Below are 15695 nucleotides of genomic sequence, written 5' to 3'. Positions count from 1 at the left end.
CTGCCGCCTATCATCACGGTGGACGATCCTTTCACTATCACATCCGGTGGCCCCACGCAAACGCACATGTCGCCTACGACGGCTGCCGGTTGTTTCCCTATCAATACATTTGGCACACACGGACCGGTTATCGGTCCACCCACATGAGGTATCGGCGAGGGAAACGCCGGAGTCTGCATAGGGCAGGTGTGCATATCAGTTATTCTTGCTGCCGGTGGCATAATTCTTATATTTAAAAATCGTTTATCATTGACCATTTAGTTTATCATCACCATCGCTCCTTTGACCGTAGTCTGTCCCGAAGCCGATAGTTCTGCAGTAGCGTTACCTTTAACAGATGCACCTACCTTTGCCTGTACTTTCACATTCATCCCTTCCAAGCTGATATCCGATTTGGCGGTGCCGCTTATTTTGGAAGTAGCATCCATCGTGATACCCCCCTTCGCTTTCAGCTTTATATCTTTTGATGACGAAAGGGAAATGCCACTGCTGTCCATCACAATCTCATTCTTGTGCTGATCGGCCAGTTTGATGTACTTTCCGTCGTCATTGATTTCCACTGTATTCTTTCCGGGGGTGGAAATCGTTATGATTTTCTTTTCCTCATTGAACTCTATCCGCAACTTTTCGCGAGTAACAATAGCTTTCGTATTGTTCTTCCCTTCGTACTCGTAAGGAGGTCTGTGCTTCTCACCATACAGCGAGCCGAGGATCACAGGGTGTCCGGGGTCCTGATTCATGAAACCTACCACTACTTCGTCGCCCGGTTCAGGCAGGAAGAATGTGCCCATACCACCAGTGGCATACATCGTGGAAAAGCGTGCCCAAAGCAACTTATTCCGTCCATCCATCCATGGCAATTCCACCTGTATACGACATTCTTTCAAAGGGTCACCCTCCAGTTTCTTCACCACTGCTGTATGAAGCCCCTGCAAACCGGGCAAGAAACCGGAAGCAGGAGGAGATAGTACATCTGTTTCATCGGTAATATTCAGGGGGGATACGCCTGCGCCAGCTTCAGTTATCCATTCGTTGTTCTCAATGCTGTGTGTTACTGAGCCTACAAACAGATTGCCGTTAAACCGCTTACCCAAGCCTTTCAGTTCGATGATACAGCCAGGTTTCACCTTTGCGGAGCCGTAGAAGCTGCACGAGCCCTGATAGCGTGCCAGTCCTGCTTTCAGCGCCATACCGTCCACCCATTGTTTCAATGCCTTTTCATCTGTCGGCGCATCGGTCTGGAGCAGCAGGCTGTCACCTGTAGCTATATTTTTCGGCTGCAGGTCACCCTGTTTGTTAAGCGAGGGTGTGGAGGCGGATACCCTGACCGCTTTCTGCGTATTGGGGCACCATGACACCGCCTCATACTGCGCGAACTGATCGTCAGCAGTGAGTTCAAGGTCGAAGGCGGTGATATCCGTGCCGTAGGTTATTGTCAGCACAGGTGCCCCACTTACTTCCGGCTTTTTCACTTTTATATTACTGCCTTCGGTGAAGACAAACAGTCCGCAGGCATCAGCACGTGAAAGGACGAAATCCCAGTCCGAACAATAGTACTGTACGAGTGTGGGGTGCTGGTAAGCCGTTCCGTCCACCTCCACTCTACCATAAGCAGAGAGCACTTCCTTGATGATGTCGCTGTCCTTTTTCTTCTCGAAAATGCAGTTCTTGCGTCCCTGAGTAGCGGAATAAGCATGGTCACGACATTCTACCACCATATAGGAACGGAAGTCCTTGCTTGTCATAATGCGCAGCCCTATGATTACACCGTCAAACAATGTTTCTTCCTTTTCTGTACTACCTGCATCCAGACGGATACTGTTGCCAGGTTTGAACAAGCTGGCGTCGCTCTCGTCGAAAGTTTGCTTGTTCATATCCCCGGCATTGAATTTCAACGTAGCCTTACCAATGCGGTTCAGTTCCAACCGCACGGTGGCGGACACTAATGAATAAGTATCTTTTAGCTTCGTCCCATTACAATAGACGGAGCAAGACAATACACGATCTTTGTTTACAGAAGGTGATTCTGCCATATTTTCATTCTTTTTTTAACATCGGCAACAGAATTTCCGTACCTGCCGGTATACTCCTGTAGCCATTCAAATTATTAAATCTTGCAACTTGCCCCACCAGGAGCGGGTCACCGTAAACTTCATAGCAAAGAGCAGCCAATGTCTGTCCCTCTTTCATTGTGACCAGCCGCGACACGTCAGGCGAGCGTTTAGAAAAATGCTTCTTCTCTTCTTTCTGGCTGCAATAGCCTGTCAATGTCACCTTCAGTTCGGCACGGAGCGGGATGCCGTCCGAGTCGAACTGAGTGTATTCCGTTTCCAACGTCTTGAGCTGACCGAAGAAAGTAATGTCACCGTATTGAACCTTGACAAACGAGGGGCGATGACCTTCGGTGTTATAATCGTACAGCCGTTCTTCAAGTTCGTCCACCGCATCGTGTACGGGCTTTTTCTCGTCATCGTCTTCCATGGCGTTGGTCATGTCGAACAGACAGTCGAAACTAAAAGATTCAGGCTGATAGCGCACATAAACATTCGACCCATTCAGACTGCCCAACTGTTTATCCTCCGCATAACGGATCCCTTTGGCGAGCTTTACCTTAGCCGGATTGACAGGCAATTCCAGCGCAGATTTACATTCATTGTTGAAATCACCGTCCGTATAGGCTGTAATGACCATCTTTCCCATGTTACTTCTCTTAAATTGTAACTTCCTCCCGTTGTTACCGCTCGTTCCTTTTCAGTCGCCGACCGGCAGACTGCTCCATTCTTTCCTCTTCGGACAGCCTATCCAGCACGCGGTTCTCTATCTTTCGAATGATTTCTTCCGGAAGTTCCGCTTCCGTGACGACGCGTTTTTCTACCACAGTACGTATACGCATTTCCTTAATGATAACAGTCATAGTACCTAATTCTAAATTTTTATACGATCCATCCGGTTACAACTCATAATGATTGATTCTGTAGCCAGCCCGCTTTTTTCTGCATTCAGAGCATCCAGACTCCACTGTGTGGGATATGTATGCGAACATTTCCATCCCATCAGTGGTTTTCCATCTTTGCTTAACAACTTTACAATCATGTCGTAAGGAATCATCTTCTTACCCTTGTCTGCCTGCAAGCATTTATCAACCCATTGGGTAAAAGTATCATCGCTTGACAGCGGAACAGGGCGCTTAAGGGTTATGTTCCCATATTTGGTTCCACCGGGCATTTTAATCCACATTCCTGCATCACTAGGTTTTTCTTCCGTATTCAACTGCATATTCAGACCGGACACTTCTGTGAATGAGGTCTGGAAGCGATCAAACTTACTCTGAAATTCCACCAAAAAGTAGAAACTCACAGGAAGCGTCCATTCTGATGCAGCCTTGTCTGTCATACTACTTGACGTTTACTCCTTCGTGTGCCAGAATCAAGGTTTCTATTGCTGCCGTATTGCCGTCCGCTTTGAAACCTTCCACTGTGATTTTCTTGGGCCACGCATTGGTCAATTCCCAAGTTTTCACAGGGTTACCAGATTCGTCCAGTAAGCTAATCGTAACCGTTGCACGCTTAATCGTATTCAACTTGATACCGTTAATCCAGTCCCACATTGCCTTGTCATCTTTGAAGACGCCTTTCTTCAAGGTTACGTCACTGGTCTTCCTCATGCCCGGCATTTTCTGTTTAGTAAAAATCGGACTGTCTCCTGCACGATACTCTATCATATCATATTCTGTTTCAAGGCCTGATACTTCACTACACGAAATATCCCCTACATCGGTAACTGATACTTTGAAATAAAAACTCGGTAACGGCCATGCCTGTGTACTCGCACTCTGTGCTGCTCCATCTTCTGCCATAATATTCTATTTTTTAATTGTTAATTATTTAAGTCCTGATAAATCTCAACTTTTTTGCATCTGCTGCTGGAAGGTGATTTCAATGAACTCAGCCGGACGTGATATAGCTACCAGCACTGTAATGCGCATGATACCCTCCAATATATCTTCCGGCGTCATAGTATCCCCCAGCCCGACGTGTACGCTGTATGCATCTTCAGGGACGGCACCGGGCAGTCCACCGCGTTTCCACACGCTACGCAGGAAGTTCTCTATCATGCACTTCATGTTAATCCACGTGTTGGCATCATTGGGTTCGAACACGTAGGCACGGGCGGCATTCTTCACAGAATGCTCCAGGAAACTCATTGTGCGGCGCACGTTGATGTAACGCCAGTCTTGTGAATTTCCGTTCAATGTGCGGGCCCCCCATATCTTGACGCCTTCACCTACAAAAGAGCGGATGGCATTGATGGCCTTGCCGCTCATCGGCATATTCAGTTCTTCCTGCGCCTTGTCGTCAATAACTATCGAAGGTTTGTTCACATAGTTAACGGAAACATTGGCCGGAGCTTTCCAAACACCGCGTGTGTTGTCTATCATCGTATAAATACCTGCCATGGCAGCCGAAGGTGGAAGCAGGTTCAGATAGTCTTTCACTTTCTTTGTCAACAACTTATATTCCGGCCAGTTTTGTAACAGAGCATTATGCAAGTCGTTCTTTGTCCGGTTGACATCGTCATCACTCAGTTTTGTTTCACCGTCTTTCTTTGTGTTGATCTTACCAAAGCATATATTTACATACTTTTCCATCGGAGTATCTTCTCCAGACTTCAAATTTGCCTTGTCTACAAATGAAGTCAAGTCGGGAACCGACGTATAATTCCATATCAACATCTCACCGTTAATGTCATTGTCAGATAACACAGATGTTTCCAGCCAAGGATAGTAAGCCGCTGCATACGAAAGATGGTTACCACCGATGGTATCACGAAACGTATCGACTGCCTTATCACCGAGCGATGGGATATCCACTATTGCAAAACGATTTTGTTCTTCACAATGTGCCAATATATCCGTGTAAATATTCATACAATCCTTCGTATTCACAGCTTCAGGAACTACCAGCATGGTAATATCCTGCACTTTCTTCAATCCGGGAAGCACCGTATTCTTTATGACATTCTTGTCCAATACGCCAGTGTTGTAATCACCTACCGACACAATGTAACAAGTACCACCGCCATTGGCGAAGAACATAACTAGGTTATAGTACAAAGTGTATAAATCACCTTGCCGCACAGCCTTTAGACTGACATTTTTACCTTTATTACAGACCAACAAAGTCTTTTCATCTTCGTTAACGACTCCGCTTTCAACCGACAGCATAAACTTCAGTATTGGTGCACCACCGAAATACATGTTGTATTCCGTCATTGATGAAATCTTTACCGGCTTGTTCAGCAACGATTCCGTTCCGTTCTCGGCTTTTTCAGTCAGCCCGATAAATGCCGGGATAGCAGTTTCTGCCTCTACCACGGAATTAGGAAAAGCGTTCTTCTCTTTGATGTAAACGCCCGGGGTTTTGTATTCTCCCATAATTTTAGATCTTTTAGTTTAACAATAGGTTATCAGTTTTTCTGCATCTGCTGTTGGAAGGTGATTTCGATGAATTCCGCCGGATGCGTGACAGCTACTAGTACAGTGATGCGCATGATACCTTCCAAAATATCATCTGCCGTCATTGTATCACCCAGCCCCACATGTACACTGAAGGCATCCTCGGGTGTCGCACCTGCCAGTCCGCCGCGCTTCCATACGCTGCGCAAGAAACTCTCTATCATACACTTCATGTTAATCCATGTGCCCGCATCGTTCGGTTCAAACACGTAGGCACGGGAAGCATTCTTCACGGATTCTTCGAGAAAGAGCAGGGTGCGACGTACATTGATGTAGCGCCAATCCAACGAGTTTCCGTCCAGTGTGCGTGCTCCCCATACTTTGATACCCTCACCCCGGAAAGGCCGTATCACGTTGATGGCTTTTCCGTTCATCGGTGCATTCAGGCCTGCCTGCTGTTCATCGTCGATATCTTCTGTCGTACTATCCACGTAGTTCAGTGTCACGTTTGCCGGAGCTTTCCATACACCGCGGCTGTTGTCCACCATAGTGTAGATACCCGCCATTGCGGCAGAAGGAGGAAGCAGGTTTAGATATTTTTTCACAGCTTTCATAGCTTGCTGATAAAGGATGGAACCGCTTACCAATGCTTGATGGAAATCATTCTTATCAACTGCATCAGGCGATAAAAGAGTAATGGTTTTCTTGTGGGGAGTTGCCGCTAAATCTTCCTTTACTGTCACAGTGAACTTTTCACCCAAATCCTTCTTCAAATCCTCTTCTTTCACCTCTTCATATTTATATTTCTTTCCTCCGATTGTCACTGTTTCATTTTCTTTGCTTTTATCCTCTTCAAATAGGATAGTCGTTTTCAGAAAGAAATCCACTATTTTCTGCAACTGGCTGTCAATCTGCGAGAATTTTACTATATTGGCGTATACATCCGCATTCATAGTCCATGAGAACATTCCACCATCCAAATCCCTGTCACCCAAAACTGAAGTATTCAACCACGGATAGTAAGCCGCCCCATAAGACAAGTAATTACTGCCGATATTTCCTTGGAAAGTTTCTACACGGGTATCCAACGGACTATTGTCGGGATACTTAGGCGGCATATCCAAAATAGTAAAGCGGTTACCCATTTCTCCACAATGTTTCAGCATTAATTGTTGAATGTTACTGCAGGTCTCAGTTTCTACTGCCTCCGGTACTACAATCATGGTCACTTCCTGTATTTTCTTCAAAGCATTCAAAGCTATTTCCACTTTCTTATCATCCAGCTTATTTTTACTGTCACCATAATCTCCCATGGATACTACATAACAAGTGCTGCCGCCATTAGCAAAGAACAGCATCATATTGTAGTACAAAGTATATTTGTTTTCTCCATCTACATAGAAAGCATATCCGACAGGTGTGTCTTCTCCATTTCCCCCTGCTTCTGTTTCCGTACCAACATTGGCTGTATCGAATGTCACTTTCCCGGCTTCTCCCTCAGGACATACACAATATTTAAATATTTTGGATACAGGTTCTACTAAAGTTTTCTTCAATGTCTTCTTAGGTTCAGCCCTTTTCTGGCCTTCCGACAGATAGAAAAACTTTTTTATATCCACATTGAACTTCAGTTCCGGCGCTCCGCCAAAATACTGTAAATACTCCGTCATCGACGATATTTTCCAAGGAATACCAGTCAGATCATCATTCCCACTCTGAGCCTTTTCCGTTATGCCGATAAAAGCCGGAATAGCGGTCGGCGCTTCTACCACCGAGTTCGGAAAGGCGTTCTTCTCTATGATATAAACGCCGGGTGTTTTCATGTTTCCCATACAATTTTATTTTAGTAAGATTAAACCAGTATAGCCAATATCTTTTAGATATAACAGATTTCCCGGATGCAGCCCCGTTGTTTCGTTTGGAATTTCCCTGGCTGCGGACAGGAAATGAATCGGCTTACAATCCGTTTTTTCAGCGATTTATCAGCAAGAATCTTGGGAAGTAACCCAGACAGTTCTTTAAGTGGCAAACTAAAAAAGTCCTTCGGTTGTATATCTCTGGAAAACGCATTAGAAAGCTGTTTGGAGAGTTCTTCCGTCAGCACCTCAGACAGTTGAAGATCACAATCCTGATATTTTCGGCACACAATGGGGGACGTAGAAAAAAACCGCCACACCATTCCTCCGAAAGAGGGATTTGTGTGTTTTTCAGGAAGTGTAAAGAAAACCTTCCCTTTGAGATCTTCCAGCAAAAACGTCTTTGACTCGTCTATGTTCCCAGGACGGGGTACAAACAAGTATTCCCACCAGTAAGCTGCCTTACGAAAGCCAAGCAAGTATTCCAGTGGTATTCCAGCTTTTGCTTCTTCCAGCATCTTGTCTGTCAGCTTGATAGTAATGTGGCAAAAATAGGATATCTTCTTTTGTTCTTTCGTAGGCACAAGGGCAGAAATTACATCTATTTCCTGACTATCTTCCGACAAATCCAACCAGTAAAACGCTTGCGGACGATAATCGTCCAATTGCGTTACAAGAGCAAAATTGTTATCTTGTATCTGCAAAGCCAGCTCCAATTCATCACCACTTAGAAATCCGGCACAACCGTCTTCTATCAGAAACTGGCAACCTTTTTGGGTATGTCGAATCAACACTCCCCGATTACGCATCAGCCTTTCTGTTTCTGCCATAGGCCGAAACAGAAAGCAACCCGGCATGTCGCTATAGTAACCATGTACTACCCTTATATCAATGAATGTAACAAATCGCTCCATGTCCTTTCTTTATTTCAGAATTTTATATCCGGCTGTTTCATTGTTGTCCCGCTATCTTTCACTTCCTTCGCATCTATAACCAGTCTGCGCAACTTGCACATTACCGATGGATAATATTGCCCACCCAGTGTGGTCCAGATGTTATTAATATCCTGCGCCGACAACGTTACAATTTCTACCGTATATTTCTGCCCGTCCAGTTCGAAAGAGGGATGCGACTGGATAAAAAGTAATGCTTCATGCAGAACGGACAATGATTCGGCATACCGTTTCTCGTCATATATGGCAGCAAGCATCAAGTCCAAGTTCAGTAACAGCGGCGGATAAGTCCGCACATAATCCGAACCGCCACGACTGAAACCTGCTGAAATGCCTCCTGCCGTTTCGCGTTCGATGTTAACAAGTGACACAATCAGTTTGCAAGGCTTTTCATCAGTACTACTGCTGATAACTCCTACTTCTGCCACACCTTCGGGTTGCAGGAACTTCCGGCGAAGGTACTCATCCAAATAGGAGATATAGGATGTCATAATTTTCTTTATCATAAGCCGTTCCGTTTTTTATTGCTACAGGCGAAAATACGGAAATAGATTGAGAGAACAACAATTTAAAAGATTCTTGTTCGGTCATATTGTCCTCAATTTCGGTCATATTGTCACGAGAACTGGAAATCAACGCATTACAAAGTGCGTCTATAATCGTTTGGAGTCATCTTATACTTATTTTTGAACACCCTATTAAAGGTAGAAACACTAATTCCGCACTGTTCCGCTACAATAGCAATATTATATTCGGGATGCTCTTTTAGCAATTCGACGGCATACTCCAGACGTTTACTGTTGATGTACTCCGTTGAATCGGAATCCACATTCTGCTTCAGAATCCTTATCATCCGGTTTTTGCCCACACCTATACATTTCATCAACCCCTCGCGCGAGAAATCTGGATGGATAAATAACTTTTCGGTCGTGACGACACGGTCGAGTTTGCGGAACAAGGCTACATTCTCTTCTGCTTCTTTATCAATAATGCAGGAGCCCCTTATGCCATCTTGATCATCCGTAACTGGAACGCTTACCAGATACGCTTTGAGTAAACGGGCATTCTCTGCTTTCTGGGCTGCCAGTTCCTCTTCTGTCTTGTACAGAGTGTCACGGTATACAAGCAATTCCCGTATAGTAGCTGACATACCGATATTCTTTTCGTGGACAGTACGAGCATACTGCATATTCCTCACGAACAACACCAGCAAGATAACAAAGACTCCCCAGAAAGAGAGTAGTATCACATTGCGCATCCTCACTTGTTCTGTCTGTTCATGCAATTCAGCTTCCCGTTCATGCGTTTCATATACCGTGGCGAGTTCGATAGCGGAACTTTTCTGTTCCCGCGCCTTCAGGCTGTCCGTCAGAATAGCGAGTGCCTCATAATATTGTGATGCCAATTTGTAGTCTCCTTTGCCCTCATAGGCTTTGGCAAGCGAACGTTTCACCGCCATCATGTGATAATTAATGGTATCCTTGTTTGCGTATAGGAACGCTTCACGCGGTGTATACATTTCAATCACCTTATCATACTGTTTTCTGTCCATCAAATAGGGGACAATCAGATAATCATCTTTAGTGTATGCTTCCCCAATGGCCTTCCATGCCTCGTATGCCTCATCCGCTTCCTTTATTCGCCCCAACCGGGAGAGAACAACTGCCCGTTGCGCGTACATGGTTTTCTTCTCCTTTTCCGCCAAATTTTCAATACCGGGTTCTTCATTGGTAGCCTCGGTTACCACCTCTTCCAGTTCTTCCAGCGTTTGCAGCGCCTCCTCATAACGTTTGTCCCGTTGCTGTATAATAAGCAGCGAATTATAATTATACCGTAGATTGTCATACTTGTATTTATAGTCCGTCTGCTTCATCAGGGAAATAGCCTCCTTTATCATCTCGCAGCCCCGTAGCTTATCTTCCTGGTAATAAATCATCTTTCCCATATTGAAAAGGGCGATGGATTTCATCTCCATGTTACCACACTGCTCAGCTTTCTGCAATAGCATCCGTACATAACTGGCTTTCTTCGCTTCATCGTGCAAGCAGTCATAGCAGGAAATCATGCGGTGCACCTGCTCCATATATTCCTTATCGTTGTTGCGTACAGAATCGCTTGCCAACACCCGCTTATAGTATTTCAGCGCTTGCAAGTATTTACCTGTATTAAAATACAAATCGCCTTCTGTCACATCCATACGGAATTGTGAGTAGGTATTTCGCTTTCGAAGTTCTTTCATAATCTGCATAGCCTTGTCAAAATCCGAAAAGGTGTATTCATAAACATATTTGTCGGTTATCAGACTGTCCGGCAAAGAGTTATTTACTGTATGTGCATATGTTACGCTAAGGTCAGCTGTTACAATTAGCCACATAAATACGAGTATACGGTATAGGTTATTCATCTCTTTTTTACTCCCCAAATTCCTTTTTTATAAATAAATAAGCATTCACAAAACTAATAAAATTTTATTAATCCAGTAAGAATTCTTCAAAAACCTTTTCATTTTTTTTATCTTACCGAAAGAACAGTGGCCGACACGGTCGGAGTCTTTCAAGTCTTCGCCATAAATATTAGTCAAACATTTGACTAATTCAATTAAAAAGCTCTACCTTTGCACTCGAAAAAGAAATTAAAGAACACAACAATGGAGAATTACAACTCATCACGTGCGCTGATATTCCAAATGCTAAAGACCCGCATGGCATTCCGCCAAGCCCTGCAACGTGTTTTGAAGCGCAATAGTATAGATATAACCTTCGAAATGCTGCAAATATTGAGTTGCCTGTGGCAGGAACAAGGAGTCAGTCAGCAGATATTAGCCGAAAAAACCGCCAAAGATAAAGCCTGTATGACCAATCTGATGGCAAATCTCGAAAAAAAAGGCTGGATAATGCGTCAAGAAGCTCTTACCGACCGGCGTAACCGGCTTGTATATCTCACTCCCGCAGGAGAAGAAATATCCGACCGGATTCGCCCGTTAATCCAAGACTTCTATACCCAGACAGGCAAACAAATGGGAATAGAAAACCTCAACGCATGTTCCAATCAATTACAGACGCTTTATGAGATACTCAGTCAGTTTTAATATCCACCGCTTATTGCTTGCCAATATTCTTTTTGTAGTTCCACTGTGGACAGTTGCCCAACAACCCACCCGCTTGTTATCGGTAGACGAACTTTTCCGCTTGGGCACGGAAAACAGCCTACAGCTTGAAAAGACCAGAATGCAGGAAATCATTTCAGGTGAACGGGAAAAGTCGGCGCGCACAAACCTGTTGCCGGACATCCAAGTCGGTGCCAGTGCGGGAATCATTGGTCAACCGATTATTTTTCAGCGGGGAATGTCTCATCCGGTACACCCCGAAACACCCGACTGGTCACAGAATTACAATATCAGCCTGACACAACCGCTCTATCAAGGAGGCAAGTTACAAGGCAAAATACGGGCAGCCAAACTCCAAAAGCAAATAGCCGCTTTGAGCAGTGCTGATAATGAAGCAGAAATCAAGTTGGTGTTGTTGCAAAAGTACATGACGCTTTTCAGTTATTACAAGCAGCAGGAAGTTCTGTCGCGCAATATCGAAGAATCCGAACATCGCCTGAAGGATATCCGCCGGATGAAGCGTGAAGGTATCGTCACCCGTAATGATGAAATCCGTAGCGAACTGCAACTGACCAATGACCGCCTGGCCTATCAGGAAGCGGAAAACAGTATAGCCATCGCCTCACAACAGCTTGATATTTTATTAGGACTGGACGAATCGTTGCTGATTACCCCGGATACCACACTCTTGTATACCGCCGTCAACCTGCTTGACTATGATACCTATGTACAACTGGCATACAACAACTACCCCGGCATGCAGATAGCCCGACAGCAAAACCTTCTTGTAGAGAATGATATAAAACTCGCCAAAGCAGATTATCTCCCCAGTCTTTCATTGCACGCAGGTAATACTCTGGCACGTCCGCTCAGCAGCACAATGGCCGACTTGTACAACAATAACTGGAATATCGGCCTCAGCCTCACTTACAATTTGTCTTCTCTCTATCAGAACAAGCATAAGATGCACGAAGCCCGGCAGAGCGTGCAACTGCAGAAGTATGCCGAAGAGCTATTGATGCAGGACATCCGAATCTGTATCCGAACAGCCTACACCCGCCACAAAGAAGCCATGGAGCGGGTGGAAGCCCTCAAACTCTCCGTCCGGCAAGCAGAAGAGAACTACCGGATTGTACAAAACCGTTACTTAAACCAACTTTCTATCCTGACCGACCTGCTCGATGCAAGCAGCGTACGTCTTGATGCCGAACTGCAACTCACCGTAGCCCGCACCCAAACCATCTACACCTATTATGAGCTGCAACGCGCCTGCGGTACCCTTTAATTTTTAATTTATAATTATACCCCATGACCGATTTACAGAAGAAACATAAGCAACTCAGAAGACTAAAGATAAGGAACATCAGCCTTAACACCGTTTGCGTCCTATTGGCATTGGCCGGCATTTCGTGGACCGTCAATTATTTTTGGAAATACTTCAACTACGAAATCACCAACGATGCAATGGTAGACCAATATATCGCCCCGCTAAATATCCGCGTGTCGGGATATATCAAGGAAGTGCGTTTCACTGAGCACCAACCGGTACATGCAGGAGACACTCTCCTCATCCTCGACGACCGGGAATTCCGCATCAAAGTTAAGGATGCACAAGCCGCCCTGATGGATGCACAAGGAGCTAAAGAAGTTTTAAGTTCCGGCATCCGGACTTCGCAGACCAATGTAGCCATTCAAGAAGCCAACATTGCAGAAACCAAGGCAAAACTCTGGCAACAGGAACAAGATTACCGCCGCTACGCCAATCTGCTTGCCGAAGAATCCGTCAGTCGGCAGCAATACGAACAGGTGAAAGCGAACTACGAGGCTACCAAGGCACGCCACCAGGCACTGTTGCAGCAAAAGGAAGCCGCCAAATCGCAATACTCCGAAACGAACAAAAGGTCTACGGGTGCCGAAGCAAACATCCTCCGCAAAGAAGCAGACCTGGAAATGGCACAGCTCAACCTTTCGTATACCATAATCACCGCACCTTACGATGGCTACATGGGCCGCCGCACACTCGAACCGGGACAATTCGTGCAAGCAGGACAAACCATTTCCTATCTTGTGCGGGGCAATGACAAATGGATCACCGCCAACTATAAAGAAACACAAATTGCCCACATCTACATCGGGCAGAAAGTACGCATCAAGGTAGATGCCCTCCAAGGACATATCTTTCATGGCACCGTGACGGCAATATCCGAAGCTACCGGTTCAAAATACGCTTTAGTTCCCACCGACAATTCCGCAGGCAACTTTGTCAAAGTGCAACAGCGAATCCCTGTACGTATTGAACTGAACGACACCACTCCCGAAGAAATGGCACACCTCCGCGCAGGCATGATGGTAGAAACAGAAGCATTAAAAAAATAAAGAAATACGCTGATGGTAAAACTGAATCTCCCCCTGCGGCCTTGGGTACCGCAATGGTTGGGCGTCGTCACTATGTTTGTAGTGATGCTACCCATCATTATGCTCAATGGAACATATACAGGCAGTATGCTGGAGGTCAGCAACACCCTCGGGATACTCAGCGAAGACATCACAATGGGATATTATGCCGCTGCGGCAGGTATGGCGGTAGCCTATCCCATTATTCCTAAAATACGTGCTATTGCCACTCCAAAGACTCTGCTGCTGACCGATTTATTACTACAAATTATTCTCAGCTTCGTCTGTGCCCAGGTCGGCAATATGGATATTACGATTATTTGCAGTTTCTTTATTGGCTTTCTGAAAGCTTTCATCATGCTGGAATTCATCATTCAGATTCGCCCGTTCTTCAGCCCAAAGAATGTACGTAGCGAATTCTACGCCTACTTCTATCCCATCGTTTTTTCCGGCGGACAGATTTCAATGGCGCTGACGGCACAACTAGCCTACTATTATGAATGGCAATATATGTACTATTTTACCATTCTGCTGATGCTCATTGCCATTATCTTCATCTTATTATTCTTCCGGTATGCCAAGCGCCCTATGCGCATTCCATATAAGGATATAGACGGACGAAGTATGTTCATCATAGCAGCAGCATTACTATTCAGCATTTATGTATTTACTTATGGGAAGACGCTGGACTGGTTTGATTCCACAAAAATTAAAGTGTATGTTCTCGCCATTCCATTGCTGATTTATCTCTTTGTACAGCGACAGCACACACAAGAAAAGCCCTATGTCAGCCTAAAACCTCTACACCATCATAAATCTATCATCGGATATACTTTCATGGTATTGGTAATGTTTTTCAGTGCCAGCAGTTCACTGATCACCAACTATCTGAACAGTATTATCAAAGTAGATAGCGTACACGCCAACTCACTGAGCCTGTTGCTCATACCCGGTTTTATAATGGGAGCCATCATTTGTTTTTGGTGGTTCCGTTGGCAACGATGGCGGTTCCGCTTCCTCATTTCAGGAGGAATGTTCTGCTACGTCATTTATTTGGCGATACTCTATTTTGGCGTCACCCCCTACTCTACTTATGAGATGCTTTACCTCCCGGTATTCCTACGCGGGCTGGCAATGATGAGCCTCTTCATCGCTTTTGGTGTATATGTAGTAGAGGATTTAGACCCTAAACTGATGCTATCGAATGCTTTCTTCCTGATTTCTTTCCGCTCGGTACTGGCTCCCCCCATATCCGCCTCATTCTTCAGCAATGCACTTTATCATTTGCAGATGAAGGGAATAAATACCCTCTCGGAGAACATGGTACTGACTAACCCAGTGACTTCAGCACGCTACACTCAGGCGCTAAACAACGCATTGGCACAGGGACATGGATATAACGAAGCCAGCCAGATAGCCACCAATAGCCTCTACACCATCCTGCAACAACAAAGCTTATTGTTGGGAATAAAAACCATTATCGGGTATTTGTTAATCACAGCTCTGGTCATCGCAATAGTTTCCGCTTTCATCCCATTCCATAAGACACTGAAGGTGGCTGTGGTGAAGACGGGAGATGATATGGTATGATAGTTCATTCACTATCACTAAGTAGTAAAGCCACTACCTATAGGTAGTTTTTCAACCTAGTGGTTACTTCACCTGTTCAATTACCTCTCCTCTACTTTTACAGAAACAAAAAAGAAAATAAATCGATAGCAGGATTTGGCAGAATTGAAAAACACTATTAATCAAAAGATTAGCGCTATAAATAGAAAAACGATTTAAAATGGAGCCGAAACACTTGACTTCGCCTTTCTGATGTAGTATCTTTGTAGAAGTTTAAGAGCAGAAATCTAATATAAACCTAAAACTTTAGCAAATGGAAAAACTTATCTTCTCTTTTCTCGGAGTTTGCCGGAATCTGTTTC

At 44.9% G+C, this 15695-nt stretch carries 15 protein-coding genes; 4 read left to right on the top strand and 11 right to left on the bottom strand.

Features of this window, described 5'->3' with window-relative positions:
• The 11 genes from QZ135_RS04605 to QZ135_RS04555 form a co-directional block, all read right to left on the bottom strand.
• Positions 1 to 221 (bottom strand): PAAR domain-containing protein (locus QZ135_RS04605; RefSeq protein WP_365978454.1); only part of this gene is annotated, 221 nt, incomplete at its 3' end.
• A gap of 36 nt (positions 222 to 257) precedes the next feature.
• The gene (vgrG, locus tag QZ135_RS04600) at positions 258 to 2033 is read right to left on the bottom strand and encodes a type VI secretion system tip protein VgrG (RefSeq protein ID WP_294606302.1); all 1776 of its coding nucleotides are present in this window, start codon (positions 2031 to 2033) and stop codon (positions 258 to 260) included.
• A 4-nt stretch (positions 2034 to 2037) separates the two neighbouring features.
• Positions 2038 to 2700 (bottom strand): hypothetical protein, encoded by a 663-nt coding sequence (locus QZ135_RS04595; RefSeq protein ID WP_294606300.1) that lies wholly within the window; start codon positions 2698 to 2700, stop codon positions 2038 to 2040.
• A 34-nt stretch (positions 2701 to 2734) separates the two neighbouring features.
• Positions 2735 to 2914, bottom strand: coding sequence for a hypothetical protein (locus tag QZ135_RS04590; protein WP_294606298.1), 180 nt, complete (start codon positions 2912 to 2914; stop codon positions 2735 to 2737).
• Positions 2915 to 2925: 11 nt separating this feature from the next.
• On the bottom strand, positions 2926 to 3393 hold the full coding sequence (locus QZ135_RS04585; protein ID WP_294606296.1) for a phage tail protein: 468 nt from the start codon (positions 3391 to 3393) through the stop codon (positions 2926 to 2928).
• 1 nt (position 3394) lies between these two features.
• Positions 3395 to 3856, bottom strand: a complete 462-nt coding sequence (locus QZ135_RS04580) for a phage tail protein (protein WP_294606294.1) — start codon at positions 3854 to 3856, stop codon at positions 3395 to 3397.
• A gap of 45 nt (positions 3857 to 3901) precedes the next feature.
• Entirely contained in the window at positions 3902 to 5434 is a 1533-nt protein-coding gene (locus QZ135_RS04575; RefSeq protein ID WP_294606292.1) for a phage tail sheath C-terminal domain-containing protein, read from the bottom strand.
• A 32-nt stretch (positions 5435 to 5466) separates the two neighbouring features.
• Complete coding sequence (locus QZ135_RS04570; protein ID WP_294606290.1) at positions 5467 to 7287, bottom strand: phage tail sheath C-terminal domain-containing protein; 1821 nt, start codon at positions 7285 to 7287, stop codon at positions 5467 to 5469.
• 44 nt (positions 7288 to 7331) lie between these two features.
• Positions 7332 to 8225 carry a hypothetical protein gene (locus QZ135_RS04565; RefSeq protein ID WP_294606288.1) on the bottom strand — a complete coding sequence of 298 codons (894 nt, stop codon included), beginning with the start codon at positions 8223 to 8225 and terminating at the stop codon, positions 7332 to 7334.
• Between the two features lie 14 nt (positions 8226 to 8239).
• The gene (locus QZ135_RS04560; protein ID WP_294606286.1) at positions 8240 to 8770 is read right to left on the bottom strand and encodes a Pvc16 family protein; all 531 of its coding nucleotides are present in this window, start codon (positions 8768 to 8770) and stop codon (positions 8240 to 8242) included.
• Between the two features lie 134 nt (positions 8771 to 8904).
• Complete coding sequence (locus QZ135_RS04555) at positions 8905 to 10668, bottom strand: helix-turn-helix domain-containing protein (protein ID WP_294606284.1); 1764 nt, start codon at positions 10666 to 10668, stop codon at positions 8905 to 8907.
• A 243-nt stretch (positions 10669 to 10911) separates the two neighbouring features.
• On the opposite strand from QZ135_RS04555, the gene QZ135_RS04550 reads away from it, so the two are divergent.
• The 4 genes from QZ135_RS04550 to QZ135_RS04535 are packed head-to-tail and all read left to right on the top strand — an operon-like array spanning position 10912 to position 15354.
• Positions 10912 to 11352 (top strand): MarR family transcriptional regulator, encoded by a 441-nt coding sequence (locus tag QZ135_RS04550; RefSeq protein WP_294606282.1) that lies wholly within the window; start codon positions 10912 to 10914, stop codon positions 11350 to 11352.
• Complete coding sequence (locus QZ135_RS04545) at positions 11330 to 12655, top strand: TolC family protein (protein ID WP_294606280.1); 1326 nt, start codon at positions 11330 to 11332, stop codon at positions 12653 to 12655. Before QZ135_RS04550 ends, QZ135_RS04545 begins: the two co-directional genes overlap by 23 nt.
• A 23-nt stretch (positions 12656 to 12678) precedes the next feature.
• Positions 12679 to 13746: an HlyD family secretion protein gene (locus tag QZ135_RS04540; protein ID WP_294606278.1), complete on the top strand. Its 1068-nt coding sequence runs from the start codon at positions 12679 to 12681 to the stop codon at positions 13744 to 13746.
• Positions 13747 to 13758: 12 nt separating this feature from the next.
• On the top strand, positions 13759 to 15354 hold the full coding sequence (locus QZ135_RS04535) for an MFS transporter (RefSeq protein ID WP_294606276.1): 1596 nt from the start codon (positions 13759 to 13761) through the stop codon (positions 15352 to 15354).
• Positions 15355 to 15695 lie beyond the last annotated feature (341 nt).

It is taken from the genome of uncultured Bacteroides sp. (genome assembly GCF_905207245.1).
Classification (GTDB): domain Bacteria; phylum Bacteroidota; class Bacteroidia; order Bacteroidales; family Bacteroidaceae; genus Bacteroides.
Note: the sequence above shows the minus strand (reverse complement) of the source record. Positions and strands in the feature narration are given on the sequence as shown.

Excerpts from the sequence above, each read along its gene's own strand:
- QZ135_RS04565 (WP_294606288.1), bottom strand. The coding sequence starts at position 8,225 with ATGGAGCGATTTGTTACATTCATTGATATAAGGGTAGTACATGGTTAC.
- QZ135_RS04560 (WP_294606286.1), bottom strand. The coding sequence starts at position 8,770 with ATGATAAAGAAAATTATGACATCCTATATCTCCTATTTGGATGAGTAC.
- QZ135_RS04580 (WP_294606294.1), bottom strand. The coding sequence starts at position 3,856 with ATGGCAGAAGATGGAGCAGCACAGAGTGCGAGTACACAGGCATGGCCG.
- QZ135_RS04540 (WP_294606278.1), top strand. The coding sequence starts at position 12,679 with ATGACCGATTTACAGAAGAAACATAAGCAACTCAGAAGACTAAAGATA.
- QZ135_RS04535 (WP_294606276.1), top strand. The coding sequence starts at position 13,759 with ATGGTAAAACTGAATCTCCCCCTGCGGCCTTGGGTACCGCAATGGTTG.
- QZ135_RS04585 (WP_294606296.1), bottom strand. The coding sequence starts at position 3,393 with ATGACAGACAAGGCTGCATCAGAATGGACGCTTCCTGTGAGTTTCTAC.
- QZ135_RS04550 (WP_294606282.1), top strand. The coding sequence starts at position 10,912 with ATGGAGAATTACAACTCATCACGTGCGCTGATATTCCAAATGCTAAAG.
- QZ135_RS04590 (WP_294606298.1), bottom strand. The coding sequence starts at position 2,914 with ATGACTGTTATCATTAAGGAAATGCGTATACGTACTGTGGTAGAAAAA.
- QZ135_RS04570 (WP_294606290.1), bottom strand. The coding sequence starts at position 7,287 with ATGGGAAACATGAAAACACCCGGCGTTTATATCATAGAGAAGAACGCC.
- QZ135_RS04575 (WP_294606292.1), bottom strand. The coding sequence starts at position 5,434 with ATGGGAGAATACAAAACCCCGGGCGTTTACATCAAAGAGAAGAACGCT.
- QZ135_RS04545 (WP_294606280.1), top strand. The coding sequence starts at position 11,330 with ATGAGATACTCAGTCAGTTTTAATATCCACCGCTTATTGCTTGCCAAT.
- vgrG (WP_294606302.1), bottom strand. The coding sequence starts at position 2,033 with ATGGCAGAATCACCTTCTGTAAACAAAGATCGTGTATTGTCTTGCTCC.
- QZ135_RS04595 (WP_294606300.1), bottom strand. The coding sequence starts at position 2,700 with ATGGGAAAGATGGTCATTACAGCCTATACGGACGGTGATTTCAACAAT.
- QZ135_RS04555 (WP_294606284.1), bottom strand. The coding sequence starts at position 10,668 with ATGAATAACCTATACCGTATACTCGTATTTATGTGGCTAATTGTAACA.